General features: G+C 71.1%; 17 protein-coding genes. 7 read left to right on the top strand and 10 right to left on the bottom strand.

Annotation, left to right across the window (positions count from 1 at the left end):
- The first annotated feature begins 3 nt into the window (after nt 1-3).
- Both ACIA8D_RS18025 and ACIA8D_RS18030 read left to right on the top strand, forming a co-directional pair.
- Nucleotides 4-426, top strand: coding sequence for an organic hydroperoxide resistance protein (locus ACIA8D_RS18025; RefSeq protein ID WP_399233180.1), 423 nt, complete (start codon nt 4-6; stop codon nt 424-426).
- 33 nt (nt 427-459) lie between these two features.
- Nucleotides 460-1,293, top strand: coding sequence for an EI24 domain-containing protein (locus ACIA8D_RS18030; RefSeq protein WP_399233182.1), 834 nt, complete (start codon nt 460-462; stop codon nt 1,291-1,293).
- Between the two features lie 16 nt (nt 1,294-1,309).
- Here ACIA8D_RS18030 and ACIA8D_RS18035 read toward each other — a convergent pair whose 3' ends face one another.
- Nucleotides 1,310-1,894 (bottom strand): TetR/AcrR family transcriptional regulator, encoded by a 585-nt coding sequence (locus ACIA8D_RS18035; protein WP_399233183.1) that lies wholly within the window; start codon nt 1,892-1,894, stop codon nt 1,310-1,312.
- A 111-nt stretch (nt 1,895-2,005) separates the two neighbouring features.
- On the opposite strand from ACIA8D_RS18035, the gene ACIA8D_RS18040 reads away from it, so the two are divergent.
- A complete protein-coding gene (locus ACIA8D_RS18040; RefSeq protein WP_399233185.1) occupies nt 2,006-4,450 on the top strand; it encodes a beta-glucosidase in 2,445 nt (814 codons plus the stop codon).
- A 135-nt stretch (nt 4,451-4,585) separates the two neighbouring features.
- Here ACIA8D_RS18040 and ACIA8D_RS18045 read toward each other — a convergent pair whose 3' ends face one another.
- Nucleotides 4,586-5,587, bottom strand: a complete 1,002-nt coding sequence (locus ACIA8D_RS18045) for an aldose epimerase family protein (protein WP_399233186.1) — start codon at nt 5,585-5,587, stop codon at nt 4,586-4,588.
- A gap of 32 nt (nt 5,588-5,619) precedes the next feature.
- Nucleotides 5,620-6,528 carry an SGNH/GDSL hydrolase family protein gene (locus ACIA8D_RS18050; protein ID WP_399233188.1) on the bottom strand — a complete coding sequence of 303 codons (909 nt, stop codon included), beginning with the start codon at nt 6,526-6,528 and terminating at the stop codon, nt 5,620-5,622.
- A gap of 330 nt (nt 6,529-6,858) precedes the next feature.
- Between ACIA8D_RS18050 and ACIA8D_RS18055 the strand changes: the two genes are divergently transcribed.
- Nucleotides 6,859-7,353 (top strand): DUF3145 domain-containing protein, encoded by a 495-nt coding sequence (locus ACIA8D_RS18055; protein WP_399233190.1) that lies wholly within the window; start codon nt 6,859-6,861, stop codon nt 7,351-7,353.
- A gap of 84 nt (nt 7,354-7,437) precedes the next feature.
- On the opposite strand, the gene ACIA8D_RS18060 is transcribed toward ACIA8D_RS18055, so the two are convergent.
- The 5 genes from ACIA8D_RS18060 to ACIA8D_RS18080 all read right to left on the bottom strand — a co-directional run bounded on the left by ACIA8D_RS18060 (nt 7,438) and on the right by ACIA8D_RS18080 (nt 12,413).
- Nucleotides 7,438-8,709, bottom strand: a complete 1,272-nt coding sequence (locus ACIA8D_RS18060) for a beta-ketoacyl-[acyl-carrier-protein] synthase family protein (RefSeq protein WP_399233192.1) — start codon at nt 8,707-8,709, stop codon at nt 7,438-7,440.
- Between the two features lie 86 nt (nt 8,710-8,795).
- Nucleotides 8,796-9,044 carry an acyl carrier protein gene (locus tag ACIA8D_RS18065; protein ID WP_018530896.1) on the bottom strand — a complete coding sequence of 83 codons (249 nt, stop codon included), beginning with the start codon at nt 9,042-9,044 and terminating at the stop codon, nt 8,796-8,798.
- A gap of 73 nt (nt 9,045-9,117) precedes the next feature.
- Nucleotides 9,118-10,149 (bottom strand): ketoacyl-ACP synthase III, encoded by a 1,032-nt coding sequence (locus tag ACIA8D_RS18070; RefSeq protein WP_399233194.1) that lies wholly within the window; start codon nt 10,147-10,149, stop codon nt 9,118-9,120.
- A gap of 18 nt (nt 10,150-10,167) precedes the next feature.
- Nucleotides 10,168-11,094, bottom strand: coding sequence for an ACP S-malonyltransferase (locus tag ACIA8D_RS18075; protein ID WP_399233196.1), 927 nt, complete (start codon nt 11,092-11,094; stop codon nt 10,168-10,170).
- 89 nt (nt 11,095-11,183) lie between these two features.
- Nucleotides 11,184-12,413: a PucR family transcriptional regulator gene (locus ACIA8D_RS18080; protein WP_399233197.1), complete on the bottom strand. Its 1,230-nt coding sequence runs from the start codon at nt 12,411-12,413 to the stop codon at nt 11,184-11,186.
- Nucleotides 12,414-12,498: 85 nt separating this feature from the next.
- Between ACIA8D_RS18080 and ACIA8D_RS18085 the strand changes: the two genes are divergently transcribed.
- Nucleotides 12,499-13,164 (top strand): pirin family protein, encoded by a 666-nt coding sequence (locus ACIA8D_RS18085; RefSeq protein WP_399233198.1) that lies wholly within the window; start codon nt 12,499-12,501, stop codon nt 13,162-13,164.
- Nucleotides 13,165-13,240: 76 nt separating this feature from the next.
- On the opposite strand, the gene ACIA8D_RS18090 is transcribed toward ACIA8D_RS18085, so the two are convergent.
- Both ACIA8D_RS18090 and ACIA8D_RS18095 read right to left on the bottom strand, forming a co-directional pair.
- On the bottom strand, nt 13,241-14,050 hold the full coding sequence (locus ACIA8D_RS18090; protein WP_399233201.1) for a serine hydrolase domain-containing protein: 810 nt from the start codon (nt 14,048-14,050) through the stop codon (nt 13,241-13,243).
- A gap of 30 nt (nt 14,051-14,080) precedes the next feature.
- Complete coding sequence (locus ACIA8D_RS18095) at nt 14,081-14,548, bottom strand: GNAT family N-acetyltransferase (protein ID WP_399233203.1); 468 nt, start codon at nt 14,546-14,548, stop codon at nt 14,081-14,083.
- A gap of 107 nt (nt 14,549-14,655) precedes the next feature.
- Between ACIA8D_RS18095 and ACIA8D_RS18100 the strand changes: the two genes are divergently transcribed.
- A complete protein-coding gene (locus tag ACIA8D_RS18100; RefSeq protein WP_399233204.1) occupies nt 14,656-15,129 on the top strand; it encodes a MerR family transcriptional regulator in 474 nt (157 codons plus the stop codon).
- 5 nt (nt 15,130-15,134) lie between these two features.
- A complete protein-coding gene (locus tag ACIA8D_RS18105; RefSeq protein WP_399233205.1) occupies nt 15,135-16,181 on the top strand; it encodes an aldo/keto reductase in 1,047 nt (348 codons plus the stop codon).
- The last annotated feature ends 36 nt before the right edge of the window (nt 16,182-16,217 follow it).

The following is a 16,217-nucleotide window of genomic DNA, read 5'->3' on the forward strand; positions in this document are numbered from 1 at the left end:
GTCATGGCCATCACGCAGTCCGACGTCGTCTACACCGCCACCGCCACCGCCGAGAACGGCCGCGACGGCCGCGTATCCACCAGCGACGGCAAGCTCGACCTCGTCGTCAACCCGCCCAAGGAGCAGGGCGGCTCCGGCGAGGGCACCAACCCCGAGCAGCTCTTCGCGGCCGGCTACAGCGCCTGCTTCCAGGGCGCGCTCGCCGTCGTCGCCCGCCAGGAGGGCGCCGACGTCTCCGGCTCGACCGTCACCGCCAACGTCGGCATCGGCAAGAACGACGACGGCTTCGGCATCATCGTCGAGATCTCGGCCGCCATCCCGAACGTGGACGCGGCCACCGCCAAGGCCCTCGTCGAGAAGGCCCACCAGGTCTGCCCGTACTCCAAGGCGACCCGCGGCAACATCACGGTCACGCTCTCCGTGTGACCCGCCGTGGAGCCCGTCCCGTAGGGTTGCGCCATGCGTGATCTCGGGGCGGGCTTCGGCTATTTGATGAAGGGGCAGCGTTGGGTTGCCCAGCACGGAAAGCAGTACGGCTGGAGCCTGCTGCCGGGGTTGATCACCCTCGTCCTGTACGCGGCGGCGCTGGTCTGCCTCGGTGTCTGGGGCGGCGACTTCATCTCCTGGTCCACCCCGTTCGCCGACGACTGGACCTCCCCGTGGCAGGGCCTGTTCCGCGGCTTCCTCACGGCGGTCCTCTTCGCCCTCGCCCTGCTCCTCGCGGTGCTCACCTTCACCGCGGTGACCCTGCTGATCGGGCAGCCCTTCTACGAGTCGCTGTCGGAGGAGGTCGACCGGGCCGAGAGCGGCGGACACGCGCCGGAGTCCGGCCTCCCGCTCTGGCGTGAGCTGTGGATCTCCGCCCGTGACAGCCTGCGGCTGCTCGTGCGCGCCGTCCTCTGGGCGATCCTCCTGTTCGCGCTCGGGTTCGTCCCGTTCATCGGCCAGACCGTGATCCCGGTCCTCGGCTTCTTCGTCACCGGCTACTTCCTCACGGAGGAACTCACGTCCGTGGCCTGGCAGCGGCGCAACCGTGAGGTCCGAGAGCGACTGACCGTGCTGCGCTCCCGCAAGGGCCTCGCGTGGGGCTTCGGCACGCCGCTGGCGCTCGCGTTCCTGGTGCCGTTCGTCGCGGTGTTCCTGATGCCGGGGGCGGTGGCCGGCGCGACGCTGATGGTGCGCGAGCTGGAGGGTGAGCCGGGGACGCGGGACGAGCGGCCCGCGCAGGCGTCCGGCCCCTACGGCCAGGCGGCACCGCAGCCCGGCCCGTACGGTCGGGGCTGGTCCAACTAGCCTTCCCCGGCCGTTTCTAGCCCTCCGTAGCCAGCAGTCCCAGGAAGTCGCGCACCGCGCCGGGCATGTCCACGGCCTCCGGGTCGAGCAGCCACTGGTACTGCAGGCCGTCGAGCACCGCGACGAGCAGCGGCGCGGCCCGCTCGGGCGTGAGCCCGCCCGGCAGCCGCTGCCCGTACTCGGCGCGCAGCACCTCGGCCATCGACTCCCGTACGCCGGCGTAGCGCGTGGTGAAGAACTCCCGCGCCGGATGCCCCTCGGTCACCGATTCGCCGAGCAGTGCGGAGAAGGTCTGCACGACCCCGGGCCGCATCGCGTTGTACTCGACCAGCGTGCCGAGCAGATCGAGCCGCCACTGACTGCTCGGCACCGAGTCCCACTGGTCGCGCTCCTCCAGGACGGCGACGAGCAGCGCCTCCTTGGTGGGGAAGTGGTGCAGCAGCCCCTGCTGGGTCAGCCCCACGCGCTCGGCCACCGCCGCCAGGCTCGCGCCCCGGTATCCCCGCTCGGCGATGACGTCGAGCGCCGCCCGCAGGATCTCGGCCCGACGTTCCTGGCTCCTGGCGGTCCTGGTGCTGCTCATGCGGTCACGGTACGACATGGGCATGGCGCCCTCGCGACCCGATGGTAACGACAAAGCATCGAAACCTACCGCTCTACAGGTAGCGGGTGCAGGATGGAGGCGCCCAGACTTCGACGAGGAGGTGCCGGCATGGCTCAGCAGGCGGACGGCGACAGGCAGCGGACCGATGAGGCGCGCGAGGCGGCGGTCGAGGCCGCGCTCGGCAAGCTCGACCTGGACACCAAGGCCCGCATGCTCGGTGGCCAGGACATGTGGTCGCTGCCCGCGGTCCCCGGCATCGGCCTGAAGTCCCTCGTCATGTCCGACGGCCCCATCGGCGTACGCGGTGTGCGCTGGAGCGCCGACGACCCGTCGATCGCGCTGCCGTCCCCGACCGCGCTCGGCGCCACCTGGGACCCCTCGCTCGCCCGTCGCGCGGGGGTGCTGCTCGCCCAGGAGGCCCGCCGCAAGGGCGTCCACGTGCTGCTCGCCCCGACCGTGAACCTGCACCGCTCCCCGCTCGGCGGCCGCCACTTCGAGACGTACAGCGAGGACCCGTACCTCGCCGGGCTCATGGGCACCGGCTACGTCCAGGGCGTGCAGTCCGGCGGCGTCGGCACCACCATGAAGCACTACGTCGCGAACGACGCCGAGACGGACCGCTTCACGGTGAACAACCTGGTCTCCGAACGCGCCCTGCGCGAGCTGTACTTGGCCCCCTTCGAGGCCATCACGCGAGACGCCCTCCCGTGGGGCGTCATGACCGCCTACAACTCCGTCAACGGCACCTCGATGACGGAACACGGCCACCTGGTCAACGGGATCCTGCGCCGCGAATGGGGCTTCGACGGCTTCAACGTCTCCGACTGGATGGCCGCCCGCTCGACCGCCGCAGACATCAAGGGCGGCCTGGACGTCGCGATGCCCGGCCCGCAGACGGTGTACGGGGCGGCGCTCGCCGAGGCCGTCCGCTCCGGCGAGGTCGACGAGTCCGAGGTCGACGCGGCCGTACGCAATGTGCTGCGGCTCGCGGCGCGGGTCGGCGCGCTGGAGGGCGCCGAGCCCGCCGTCACGGAGCTTCCGGCGGAGGTCGACGGCGAGGCACTGGCCCGCGAACTGGCTCACCGTGCCTTCGTCCTCGTCCGCAACTCCGGTGTCCTGCCGCTGCGTCCGGGCGCGCGGGTCGCCCTCATCGGAGCCGCCGCGCGCGACGCCCGCGTCCTCGGCGGCGGCTCCGCCACCGTCTTCCCGTCCCGCGTCGTCTCGCCGCTCGACGGCCTGAGCGCCGCGCTGCCCTCCCTGACGTACGACGTCGGCGCGGACCCGAGCGACGAACTCGCCGTCGCCGACAAGGGGTTCACGCTCCACGCCGTCTGCCGCGACGTTGAAGGCACCGTCCTCGGCGAGGGCACGCTCCCGAACGGCCAGGTCCAGTGGCTCGGCGCCGACCTGCCGTCCGGCGTCACCCACGAGGCGCTGCACAGCATCGAGATCAAGGGCACCTTCACCCCGCGCGAGAGCGGCGACCACGCCTTCGGCACCCGCGGCCTCGGCGCCTTCGCCCTCACCGTCGACGGCACCGTCCTGTACGAGGGCGTCCAGGCCATGGGCGCGGAGTCCGACCCCTTCGAGGCGTTCTTCGGCGCGCCGGTGGAACGCGGCACGGTTGCCCTGACGGAGGGCCGCCCGGTCGAGGTCTCGCTCCTGCACACCCTCGACAAGTCCCTCGCCATGCCGCTGCCCGCCGTGATGTTCAGCCTGGTGCACCTCGACCCGCGCCGGGACGAGGAAGCGCTGCTCGCCGAGGCCGTCGCCGCCGCGCGCGACGCCGAGGTCGCCGTCGTCGTGGTCGCCACGACGGACCGCGTCGAGTCCGAGGGCTTCGACCGCGCGGACCTGCGACTCCCGGGCCGCCAGGACGAGTTGGTGCGCGCGGTGGCCGCCGCCAACCCGAACACCGTGGTGGTCGTCAACTCCGGCTCCCCGGTGGAGCTGCCGTGGCGCGAGGACGTCGCCGCCGTGCTGCTGTCGTGGTTCCCCGGCCAAGAGGGCGGCGCCGCCCTCGCCGACGTGCTCACCGGTGCCGAGGAACCGGGCGGCCGCCTCCCCACCACGTGGGGCTCGCTGTCCGACGCCCCGGTCACCCAGGTGACCCCGGCGGACGGCGAACTCCCGTACGCCGAGGGCGTCTTCATCGGCTACCGCGCCTGGGACAGGGCGGGCACGACCCCCGCCTACCCCTTCGGCCACGGCCTCGGCTACACCGACTGGACGTACGAGTCGCTCGAGGTGCACGGCACTACGGCGACGGTCCGCGTCCGCAATACGGGCTCCCGCCCCGGCCGCGAGGTCGTCCAGGTGTACGTGTCACCGACCGCCCCCGACGAGAACCGCCCGTCCCGCTGGCTGGCAGGCTTCGCGCCCGTGACGGCGGCCCCCGGCGAGACGGTGTCGGCCACCATCGACCTCCCTCGCCGAGCCTTCGAAACCTGGAACGAGACAACGCACGCGTGGTCGTCCGTCCCCGGCCCCTACGACCTGACAGCGGGCCGCTCCCTCACGGACATCCGCCTCTCAACCCCTTGCGACGGATGAGCCTCTCAACCCCGTGCGGAGAATGAGCCTTTCAAGCCCTTGCGGCGGATGAGCACTTCAACCCCTTGCGGCGGATGAGCCTTTCAAGCCCCTGCGGCGATTGAGCAGCGGGGTCCGGGGCAGCGCCCCGAGACGTCAACCCCGGCTCCCGAACCGATACACCGTCTCGGACCGATACACATCCCCCGGCCGCACAACGGTCGACGGAAACTCGTCCCGGTTCGGCGAGTCCGGAAAGTGCTGCGTCTCCAACGCGACCCCATCACCGGCGGCGAACGGCAACGGCTCGTCGAACCCGTCCGATGTGTACAGCTGCACCCCCGGCTCGGTCGTGGCAACAGTCAGCACCCGCCCCGACGCGGGGTCATGCAACTCGGCCACCTCCACGGCCGCGCCCCCGACCCCCTTGTCCAGCACGTAGTTGTGGTCGTATCCGGCCCCGACCTTCCGGCTCTCCCGGAAGTCGAATCGCGTCCCGGTCACGTCCAGCAGCTCACCGGTCGGAATGAGCGTGTCGTCGACGGCCGTCACGCGCCCGCCGTCGATCCGCAGCTCATGACCGCCCACCGCGCTCCCGGAACGGGCCCCGCCGAGATTCCAGTAGGTGTGATTGGTCAGGTTCACCGGCGTCGGCGCGTCGGTCACGGCCTCGTACGCGATCCGCAGCACACCGCCCGCCTCCAGCGCGTACGTCACCGAGACCTCGAGCCGCCCGGGGTACCCCTCCTCGCCGTGCGGCGACACCCGGCTCAGCCGCACCCCGTGTTCCCCGAAGGGCTCCGCGTCCCACACCCGCTTGTCGAAGCCGCGCTCGCCGCCGTGCAGCGCGTTCGGCCCGTTGTTCTGCGCGAGGTGGTAGATCCGCTCGTCCAGCGGGAACCGGCCGCCGGCGATCCGGTTCGCGTACCGCCCGACCACCGCTCCCAGGTACGGCTCAGGGTGCGTCAGATACCCGTCGAGACCGGCGAACCCGAGCACCACGTCGGCCACCGCGCCGTCCCGGTCGGGCAGCTCCACCGACTGCAGGATCCCGCCGTACGTCAGGACGCGTACCCGCACATCGTCCCGTTCCAGGGTCCAGCGGTGGACGGGAGTGCCCTCGGTGTCGGGCAGGGTGCCGAAGAGTTCGCTGCGCATGATCGCGACCTTACGCCCGACCTCGTCCGCGGCTACCTCGCGGTCACCCCGCGGTACGCGAGCGCGGCGAGCCGGGCCTGCCCGTTCACGCTCGGGTGGAACCAGTCCCACTCGCTCAACTGCGCCTGCCCGAACTTGTACCCGAACACGGCCCCGCCGTCGTACCGGCACTTCTTGTCCTTCGCGCAGACCTCGCGCAGCACCTCGTTGTACGCCACCACGCGCGCCTGCACGGAGTCCCGCCGCGCGGTGGCCGCGGAGTTCAGGTCGTCCGGATCGGCCAGCATCGACGCGCAGATGCCGAGCTTCCACACCTGCTTGCCCAGCGGATTCGCCCGCCCCTGCGACCACAGCCGCTTGAGGTCCGGCACGCTCAGCACGTACACCTGCGCCTTGGGCGCCGTCCGCCGCAACTGCCGCAGGGACTCCTGGAAATCGGCCCGGAACTCCGCGACGGGGGTCATCCCGGCGACCGACGGCCTGCACGCGTCGTTCGAACCCGCCATGACCGTCACCAGCTCCGGCTTCTCGGCCGCCGCCCGGTTCATCTGCTCGGGCAGATCGGCCATCCGCGCGCCGGTCCGCGCGTGGTTCCAACTGTGCGTCCTGGCGCGGCTCTCACCGAGCAACCGCACGGCCAGGCTCTTGACCGACCTGTCCGTCCCCGTCGCCCACGACACCTTGGGGCAGTCGGAGAGCACCGAGCACGCGTCGAAGCCGCGCGTGATCGAGTCACCGACCGCGGCAACCGACCGCGGCTTCGTGTCCCACGTGGGAGTGGGCTTGGGAGACGGCTTCGCCGAACTCGGGGAGCCGGAGGGGCCGGGGGAGTTGTCGCCCGTGGCGTCGCACGCGGCGAGCGATGCGACCGCGAGCACGGCCGCCGTGGCGGCGGCGACAGCGGTCCGAACGGCGAACGGCCGGTCGCTGTGCTTCCGCATCGGCCCTCCTGCCCTCTCGCTCGCCCCACCGATCCCGACCCGTCTGACGTCGTCCGCGGGGCCGGGGTTGCGTCCCGCGGGTGAAAGGTCGGTGTTTGTGAGTCCCGGGACCGACAGTACGTCACACTCCTTGCGCTGCTGCGCGATAGCCTCGCCCCGGGATCCCCGGTCGACCCACTGGGGCCCCGCTGTACCGGTTCCGCTAAATTACAACACGTCAGATGTGTCCCTTTTTGTCTGGACCTTGTCGTTCCGGCAACAGGGAAGAAGGCTCGGCACGGGCGCGAGGCCGCTGGGGAAGGCGAACCTCGACCCACACTGGAGGTCCCGGTGACGACACGTGGAGTTCTGTACGTGCACTCCGCTCCGCGCGCGCTGTGCCCGCACGTCGAATGGGCGGTCGCGGGCGTACTCGGCGCGCGCGTCAGCCTCGACTGGATCAGGCAGCCCGCGGCGCCGGGCACCTGGAGATCAGAGTTCTCCTGGCGGGCCGAGGCGGGCACCGCGGCCAAGCTGGCCTCCGCACTGCGCGGCTGGCAGCTGCTGCGCTTCGAGGTGACCGCCGAACCCTGTGCCACCGCCGAGGGCGAGCGCTACAGCGCCACCCCCGAACTCGGCATCTTCCACGCCATCACCGGCATCCACGGCGACATCCTCATCCCGGAGGACCGTCTGCGCGCCGCACTGACCCGCTCCAAGGCCGGCGAGACGGACCTGGAGGCAGAACTCGCGGGCCTCCTCGGCAAGCCCTGGGACGACGAACTGGAGCCTTTCCGCTACGCCGGAGAGGGCGCCCCGGTGAGGTGGCTGCACCAGGTGGTGTGAGCGACACGCGACCGAGCGACAGTGAGCCCGCCCCGGACATCCGGAGCGGGCCCACTGTCGTGCTCAGCGGAGCGTGTGTACGCCTCAGACCGTACGGAAGGCCAGGACGACGTTGTGGCCACCGAAGCCGAACGAGTCGTTCAGCGCGGCGATCCGGCCGTCGACCGGCAGCTTGCGCGCCTCGCCGCGGACGACGTCGGCGGTGCCCTCGGCCTCCGGGTCGAGGTTCTCGACGTTGATGGTCGGCGGGGCCAGGCGGTTGTACAGCGCGAGCACCGACGCCACGGACTCGACACCACCGGCGCCGCCGAGCAGATGCCCGGTCATCGACTTGGTGCCGGAGACGGCGAAGTGGTCGGTGTCGTCACCGAAGACCTTGCGCAGCGCCTTCAGCTCGGCGATGTCACCGGCGGGCGTCGACGTCGCGTGCGCGTTGACGTGGACGATCTCGGCCGGGTCCAGGTCCGTGCTGTCCAGCAGGTTCTGCAGGGCGTGCGCGATGCCACGGCCCTCCGGCTCCGGCTGCACGATGTCGTGGCTGTCGGCGGAGATGCCCTGGCCGACCGCCTCCGCGTAGACGCGGGCGCCGCGCTTGGCGGCGTGCTCGGCCGACTCCAGAACGATGACACCGGCACCCTCGCCGAGGACGAAGCCGTCCCGGGCCGTGTCGTAGGGGCGCGAGGCACCCTGCGGGTCGTCGTTGTTCTTGGACATCGCCATCATGTTGCCGAACGCGGCGATGGGCAGCGGGTGGATGGCCGCCTCCGTGCCACCGCAGACGACGACGTCGGCGCGGCCGGTGCGGATCATCTCGATGCCGTAGCCGATGGCCTCGGCGCCGGAGGCGCAGGCGGAGACCGGCGTGTGCACACCCGCGCGGGCGTTCACGGCCAGACCCACGTTGGCCGAGGGGCCGTTGGGCATCAGCATCGGCACGGTGTGCGGGGAGACGCGGCGTACGCCCTTCTCCTTCAGCACGTCGTACTGGTCGAGGAGCGTGGTCACGCCGCCGATGCCGGACGCGATGACGGCGCCCAGACGGTCGGGGTCGACCGCCGGGTCGTCACCGGCCTTGTCGGTGAAACCGGCGTCGGCCCAGGCTTCCTTGGCGGCGATCAGCGCGAACTGGGCGGAACGGTCCAGCTTGCGGGCCTGCGGGCGGGGGATGACCTCGCCCGGGTCCACGGCGACCGGGGCCGCGATACGGACCGCCTGGTCGGCGGCCCACTCCTGCTCGAGGGGCTTGACGCCGGAACGTCCGGCGACCAGGCCCTCCCAGGTGGATGTCGCGTCGCCACCCAGCGGTGTGGTTGCGCCGATACCGGTGACGACCACGGTGCGATTGGTCGAGCTCACAGGAATTCTTTCTCCAACGGATCCGAGGGATTCAGCGGCGCCACCGCCGGGTGGCGGAGCGACTGACCATGGGCTGAGGCTGTGGCTCAGGCCTGGTGGTCGAGGATGTACTTCGTGGCGTCGCCGACGGTCTTGAGGTTCTTGACGTCGTCGTCCGGGATCTTGACGTCGAAGCGCTCTTCGGCGGCGACGACGACCTCGACCATGGACAGCGAGTCGACGTCCAGGTCATCGGTGAAGGACTTGTCCAGCTGGACGTCCTCGGTGGGGATCCCGGCGATCTCGTTCACGATCTCGGCGAGACCGGCGACGATCTCTTCCTGAGTGGCGGCCATTGTGGCGCTCCTTCGGTGTGTATCCAGAGGGTGTGGCGGCAACCGTCCGGACCTGGTGGTCCGGACAAGATGCCTAGGGGAGGGTAACGACCGTGGCGGCGTACACGAGACCCGCCCCGAAGCCGATGACGAGCGCGGTGTCGCCGCTCTTCGCCTCGCCGGTCGCCAGAAGCCGCTCCATCGCGAGCGGAATCGAGGCGGCCGACGTGTTGCCGGTGGTGCGGATGTCACGGGCGACCGTGACGTGCTCCGGCAGTTTGAGAGTCTTCACCATCGAGTCGATGATCCGCTCGTTGGCCTGGTGCGGAATGAAGACATCCAGGTCGTCCGGGTGGATCCCGGCCGCGTCCAGCGCCTGCTGGGCGACCTTCGCCATCTCGAACACGGCCCAGCGGAAGACCGCCTGGCCCTCCTGCGTGATCGCAGGGAACTTGACGTTGCCCTGGGAGTCCACGGGCAGCTGCGCGGCATCCGTGGCGTGGTACTCGTCCCACGGCATCGTCTGCTTGATGGTGCCGGCCTTGTCGCCCTCGGAGCCCCACACGGTCGGGCCGATCGCGGGCTCCTGGGACGGGCCGACGATCACGGCGCCGGCGCCGTCACCGAACAGGAAGGCCGTCGCGCGGTCCTCCAGGTCGGTCAGGTCGGACAGCCGCTCCACGCCGATGACCAGCACGTACTCGGCGCTGCCCTCGACGATCATGCCCTTGGCGAGCGTGAGTCCGTAGCCGAATCCCGCGCAGCCGGCGGAGATGTCGAACGCGGCGGCCTTGTCCGTGCCGAGCCTGTCCGCGATCTCCGTCGCGATGGCGGGCGTCTGCGCGAAGTGCGAGACCGTCGACACGACCACGGAGCCGATCTGCTCCGGGCGGATACCCGCGTCGGCGATGGCCTTGCCGGACGCCTCGACCGACATCATCGCCACGGTCTCCTCGTCACTGGCCCAGTGCCGGGTGGCGATGCCGGAGCGCGAACGGATCCACTCGTCGGACGAGTCGATCTTCTCGAGGATCACCTCGTTCGGCACGACCCGGGTCGGACGGTAGCCACCGACGCCGAGGATGCGCGCGTACGGGGCACCCTTGCTGGGCTTGATCTTCGACATGCTGCTCGGATCTCCTTGTCAGGCCGTGGCTGCTGCGGCTACTTCGGCGATCAGGGCGCGGGCTGCGTCGAGGTCGTCGGGGGTCTTCAGGGCGAGGGTCTTGACGCCGGGCAGCGCGCGCTTGGCGATCCCGGTGAGGGTGCCGCCCGGGCACACCTCGATGAGCGCGCTGACGCCACGCTCCTGGAACGTCTCCATGCACAGGTCCCAGCGGACGGGGTTCGCGACCTGGCCGACCAGGCGGGAAACCACCTCGGCGCCGGTCGCGACGGCCTGACCGTCCTTGTTCGAGACGTACGTGACCGTGGGGTCGGCCGGGGCCAGCTCCTTGGCGGCCTCCTCCAGCTTCGCCACGGCCGGCGCCATGTGCCGGGTGTGGAACGCGCCCGCCACCTTCAGCGGCACCACGCGGCGCACTCCCTCGGGCTTGTCGGCCTCCAGGGCGGCCAGCTCCTCCAGCGTGCCGGCGGCCACGATCTGGCCCGCGCCGTTCACGTTCGCCGGAGTCAGGCCCAGCTTCTCCAGGTGCGGCACGGTGACCTCGGGGTCGCCGCCGAGCAGCGCCGACATCCCGGTCTCCGTGATGGCCGCGGCCTCCGCCATGGCCAGACCACGGGTACGCACGAGCTTCAGCGCGGTGGCCTCGTCGAGCACCCCGGCGAACGCGGCGGCGGTGATCTCACCGACGCTGTGCCCCGCCACGGCGCCTGGCGCCACATCGCCGAGCGCGGAGGCCGAGAGCAGCCCGGCCGCGACAAGGAGCGGCTGGGCGACGGCCGTGTCGCGGATCGCGTCCGCGTCGGCCTGCGTGCCGTAGTGGGCAAGGTCGAGACCGATGGCATCGGACCACGTGGCAACGCGGTCCGCGGCACCGGGGAGTTCGAGCCAGGGAGTCAGGAAGCCGGGCGTCTGGGCGCCTTGGCCGGGAGCGACGAGTACGAGCACTCTCACACTCTCTCTTGGGGACGGGTCGGGCCGCCGGTGGGGACAGGGACGAAGAACCGAAGGGGGAATTGTAGACCCCCGACAAAAGCCTACGACTGGGGATCGGCCTCGGCCAGACGCCCCAGGATGAGGGCGATCCGCAACGTGAACGCCGAGCGGACATCGGAGGGTGACCAGCCGGTGACGTCGGTCACACGTCGAAGCCGGTAGCGGACGGTGTTCGGATGCACGAAGAGCATCCGGGCCGCGCCCTCCAGACTGCTTGCCTGTTCCAGGTAGACGCTGAGCGTCTCGAGGAGCGCCGAGCCCGCCTCCTCGAGCGGTCTGTAGATCTCCTCCACCAATTGCTCCCGCGCGGCGGGGTCTCCCGCGATCGCCCGCTCCGGCAGCAGATCGTCCGCCAGAACGGGACGCGGCGCGTCCTGCCAGGCGCCGCACGCCTTGAGCCCGGCGGCCGCGGCCTGCGCGGACCGCGTGGCGGCCAGCAGGTCCGGCACCACCGGCCCGGCGACCACGGGCCCCGCCGCGAACGGCCCGATCAGCGACTTCGCCACGGCCAGCGGATTGTCACTGCCGCCCGCGATCACCACGAGCCGGTTCCCGAGGACTCCGGTGAGGACCTGCAGCTTGGCGTGGCGCGACGCCCGCCGGATCGCCTCCACCGTCAGCTCGCTGTCCCCGTCGGGCGCCGTACCGAGCACCACGCACACATGCTCCGGTGAGTTCCAGCCGAGCGCCGCGGCCCGGCTGACCGCGCCCTCGTCGGCCTCCCCGGACAGCACGGCGTTCACCACGAGCGACTCGAGCCGCGCGTCCCAGGCGCCCCGTGCCTCGGCGGCCTGCGCGTACACCTGGGCGGTCGCGAACGCGATCTCCCGCGCGTAGACGAGCAGCGCCTCCCGCAGCACGCTCTCGTCGCCGGGCGCCGCCACCTCGTCGATGGCGGACTCCATGACCTCGATGGTCGTCCGGACCATCTCCACGGTCTGGCGCAGCGTGATCGCCCGGGTCAGCTCCCGGGGCGCGGTGCCGAACACATCCGTCGAGATGGCCTGCGGGGCGTCCGGGTGCCGGAACCACTCGGTGAACGCGGCGATACCCGCCTGCGCCACCAGACCGATCCACGACCGGTTCTCCGGAGGCATCGCCCGGTACCAGGGCAACGTCTCGTCCATGCGCGTAATCGCCTGCGCGGCGAGTGCCCCGGACGACTTCTCCAGGCGTTTCAGGGTCGCCGAATGCGGGTGAGGCTCCGCGGGGCCGCCTTGGCGGGCCGCTGGTTGGTTCGCTGAGGGCTGCTCTGATTCCGATTGGGGCACGGGGACAAGACTGCCTTATCGGGACGCCTCAGCGGAGTGGAGGGTCCGAGGTGAGCCCGTCGAACGGCCGGATACGGGGGCTACCGTGTACCGCGTGATTGATGTACGCCGCTCCGGCGACCGTTATCCCGGCGGCGAACCCGAGGCGGGGATCGAATCCCTCCACGCGTTCTCCTTCGGCCCGCACTACGACCCGGACAACCTGCGCTTCGGCGCGATCCTCGCCTGCAACGAGGAGCGCCTCGCGCCCGGCGCCGGCTTCGACGAACACCTGCACAGTCACACGGAGATCGTCACCTGGGTCGTCACCGGCGAGCTGACCCACCGCGACTCCACCGGCCACGAGTCGGTGGTCCGCCCCGGCGACGTGCAGCGCCTCAGCTCCGGCGGCGGTGTCCGCCACGTCGAACGCAACGACGGCGCCGAACCCCTCACCTTCGTCCAGATGTGGCTGGCCCCCGTCGACCCGGGAGGTGAGCCGGCGTACGAGGTCGTGCACGGCATCGCGGACTCCACGCCCTACGACGTCCCCGCGGCGGGTGCCATGCTGCACGTCCGGCGGCTGGCGGCGGGCGAGCGCGGGGAAACGCCGGCCGCCCCGCATGTCTATGTCCACGTGGTGCGGGGTGAAGTGCGGCTCGCGGACACGGAGTTGGCCGACGGGGACGCCGCCCGCATCACCGCGGAGACGGGCCTCGAGGTGCTGGCGACGACGGAGGCACAGCTGCTGATCTGGGAGATGGGCGGCTGAACCGGGCCGGGTGACGCGAGGCGTGGATGCCCGTGCCGGGTGCCCTGGGGCGGGTCGCCCGGTCGCCCGGCCTCGGTCAGAGCTCCGCGAGCACCGCGTCGGTGAACGGTGGCCACACCTCGGCCGCCCACGGCCCGAACGCCCGGTCCGTCAGCGCCACACAGGCAACCCCGGCGTCCGGATCCACCCACAGGAACGTGCCCGACTGCCCGAAGTGCCCGAACGTCCGCGGCGAGGACGAACCGCCCGTCCAGTGCGGCGACTTGTGGTCCCGGATCTCGAACCCGAGGCCCCAGTCGTTCGGGTTCTGGTGCCCGTAACCCGGCAGCACACCCTTCGTGCCCGGGTACTGCACGGTCATCGCCTCGGCCACGGTCCGCGGGTCGAGCAGCCGGGGCGCCTGCACCTCGGCGGCGAACCGCACCAGGTCGTCCGCCGTCGACACCCCGTCCTTGGCGGGCGATCCGTCGAGCGTCGTCGCCGTCATCCCCAGCGGTTCGAGCACGGCCTGGCGCAGGTACTCACCGAACGGAATGTCCGTCGCCTTCGCGATGTGGTCCCCGAGCACCTCGAAGCCCGCGTTCGAGTACAGCCGCCGCGTGCCCGGCTCCGACGTCGTCCTGTGCTCGTCGAAGGCGAGTCCGCTGGTGTGTGCCAGCAGGTGCCGGACCGTCGCGCCCTCGGGGCCGGCCGGCTCCTCGAGCTCGATCGCCCCTTCCTCGTAGGCGACCAGCGCCGCGTACGCGGCGAGCGGCTTGGTGACCGAGGCCAGCGGGAAACGGTGGGCCGTGGGTCCCTGGGAGCCCAGTACCGTGCCGTCCGCACGGACGACGGCTGCTGCGGCGGTCGGTACCGGCCAGTTCTCGATCAACGCGAGGCTCTGCATGTGTACGAGCCTAATTCCTCGCCGAAGGCGTCAGAGCGTCAGCCTCATCGCGGGTGCGGGAGTGCGGGCGAAACCGAGGGAGGAGTACAGGGGCTCGCCCTCGGTGGACGCGTGCAGATCGATGCGGCGCACGGCCCGCTCCTTGAACCAGGCCAGCAGCGCGTCCATGCAGGCCCGTGAGTACCCGCGGCGCCGGTACGCGGGGTCGGTGCAGACATTGAAGATGTGACCCGCAGTGCCCTCGGGGTTTCCGGGACCGCCCAGGCTGAGGTTGATCGTGCCGGTCGCACAGGCCGCGAGCGTCCCCGGAACGTCCGGAGCCTCGACCACGAACACCGCCAACGGGCCCTCCGCGTGCGCCAGATGGGACCGTAGCGTCTTGGCCGTGTACGGCTGCCACTCCACGTCGTCGCTCGGTCTCATCGCGTCCAGCATGATCTTGCGCAGGCGGACCAGTTCCTCGGCGTCCGCGGGCATGGCACGGCGTACGGCAGTCATGGCCCGTACCGTAACCGGGCGTCTTCGCGGTGTCGTCCCGAATTCCCGGGCTGTGTTCCAGTGCCGCGCTTGCTTGGAGTGCACTCCAAGGTTCTAGCGTGGGGGCCATGACGGTGATGGAGACCACGCCCCGGTCCCGCGCGGCGACGCGGAAGACCGACAACTGCGCCTCGGCGACACCCGCACACCCCCGCCCCGAGGGGCAGGACCGCTACACGATCAGCGAGGTCGTCGCCCTCACCGGACTGACCGCCCACACCTTGCGCTGGTACGAGCGGATCGGCCTGATGCCGGACGTCGACCGCTCGCACACCGGGCAGCGCCGCTACAGCAACCGGGACCTGGACTGGTTGGCGCTCGTCGGCAAGCTCCGGCTCACCGGAATGCCGGTGGCCGACATGGTGCGCTACGCCGAACTCGTGCGCCGGGGCGAGCAGACCTTCGACGAGCGCAGGGAGCTGCTGGAGGCGACCCGCCGCGACGTCCTGAACCGGGTGGCCGAACTGCAGGACACTCTGGCCGTGCTCGACCACAAGATCGACATCTATGCGGGCGCCCGACCGGCGTCGGAGAGGGCGTGAACCGCGTGAGCAGCACCGAGCGGACGCCGCGGGCGGGGGAGCAGCGGCGCATTCCCACTGTTGAGTTGGGAAACAACGGGCCCGTGGTGGGCATTCAGGGCCTCGGCTGCATGGGTATGAGCTGGGCCTATGGACCGACGGACACCGACGAGGCAAGGGCCACCCTGGAGCGGGCCCTCGAGCTCGGTGTCACCTTGTACGACACCGCCGACGCCTACGGTGCCGGTGAGAACGAGACGTTCCTCTCTCCTTTCGTCAAGGCGCATCGGGACGAGATCGTCCTGGCGACCAAGTTCGCCATCGGGTCCGATCCGGGCGACCCGTACAAGCGCGTCATCCGCAACGACCCCGCCTACATCAGGACCTGCATCGACGCCAGCCTCCAGCGCCTGGGCGTCGACTCGGTCGACCTGTACTACATGCACCGCCGCGACCCGAAGGTGCCGATCGAGGAGTCGGTCGGCGCGATGGCCGAACTCGTCACCGCCGGCAAGGTCAAGCACCTCGGCCTGAGCGAGGTCACCGCCGCCGAACTGTGCGCCGCCCACGCTGTCCACCCGATCGCGGCCGTCCAGTCCGAGTGGTCGCTGTTCAGCCGCGACATCGAACGCTCGGTCGTGCCGGCCGCCGCGGAACTCGGCGTCGCGCTCGTCCCGTACTCCCCGCTCGGCCGTGGCTTCCTCACCGGCGCCTTCGTCTCCGCCGACAAGGAACTCGCCGACAACGACTTCCGCCGCCAACAGCCCCGGTTCACCGGCGACAACGCCACAGCCAACGCGGCCCTGTTGGACCCGATCCGGCAGATCGCCGACGCCCACGGCGCCTCACCCGGCCAGATCGCCCTGGCCTGGGTGCAGCAGCAGGCGGAGGCCTTCGGACTCGGTGTCGTTCCGATCCCCGGCACCCGCAAGCGCACAGGCGTCGAGGAGAACACCGGGGCGACCCGCATCGTGCTCACCGATGAGGAACGGGCACTCCTCGAGCCGATTGCCTTCAAGGTCTCGGGAGATCGGTACGCGGACATGACCGCCACTTCGGCCGGCCGCGAGTAGCAGGCAGCCCCCGCCGGGTTGTCCCGACCCGCGGCT

Source organism: Streptomyces sp. NPDC051684, from assembly GCF_044453445.1.
GTDB lineage: Bacteria > Actinomycetota > Actinomycetes > Streptomycetales > Streptomycetaceae > Streptomyces.

What these genes read in the sequence shown, in the direction of transcription:
- ACIA8D_RS18030 (WP_399233182.1), top strand. Translation starts at nt 460, where the DNA reads ATGCGTGATCTCGGGGCGGGCTTCGGCTATTTGATGAAGGGGCAGCGT.
- ACIA8D_RS18070 (WP_399233194.1), bottom strand. Translation starts at nt 10,149, where the DNA reads ATGTCGAAGATCAAGCCCAGCAAGGGTGCCCCGTACGCGCGCATCCTC.
- ACIA8D_RS18025 (WP_399233180.1), top strand. Translation starts at nt 4, where the DNA reads ATGGCCATCACGCAGTCCGACGTCGTCTACACCGCCACCGCCACCGCC.
- ACIA8D_RS18100 (WP_399233204.1), top strand. Translation starts at nt 14,656, where the DNA reads ATGACGGTGATGGAGACCACGCCCCGGTCCCGCGCGGCGACGCGGAAG.
- ACIA8D_RS18090 (WP_399233201.1), bottom strand. Translation starts at nt 14,050, where the DNA reads ATGCAGAGCCTCGCGTTGATCGAGAACTGGCCGGTACCGACCGCCGCA.
- ACIA8D_RS18035 (WP_399233183.1), bottom strand. Translation starts at nt 1,894, where the DNA reads ATGTCGTACCGTGACCGCATGAGCAGCACCAGGACCGCCAGGAGCCAG.
- ACIA8D_RS18095 (WP_399233203.1), bottom strand. Translation starts at nt 14,548, where the DNA reads ATGACTGCCGTACGCCGTGCCATGCCCGCGGACGCCGAGGAACTGGTC.
- ACIA8D_RS18050 (WP_399233188.1), bottom strand. Translation starts at nt 6,528, where the DNA reads ATGCGGAAGCACAGCGACCGGCCGTTCGCCGTTCGGACCGCTGTCGCC.
- ACIA8D_RS18045 (WP_399233186.1), bottom strand. Translation starts at nt 5,587, where the DNA reads ATGCGCAGCGAACTCTTCGGCACCCTGCCCGACACCGAGGGCACTCCC.
- ACIA8D_RS18040 (WP_399233185.1), top strand. Translation starts at nt 2,006, where the DNA reads ATGGCTCAGCAGGCGGACGGCGACAGGCAGCGGACCGATGAGGCGCGC.
- ACIA8D_RS18065 (WP_018530896.1), bottom strand. Translation starts at nt 9,044, where the DNA reads ATGGCCGCCACTCAGGAAGAGATCGTCGCCGGTCTCGCCGAGATCGTG.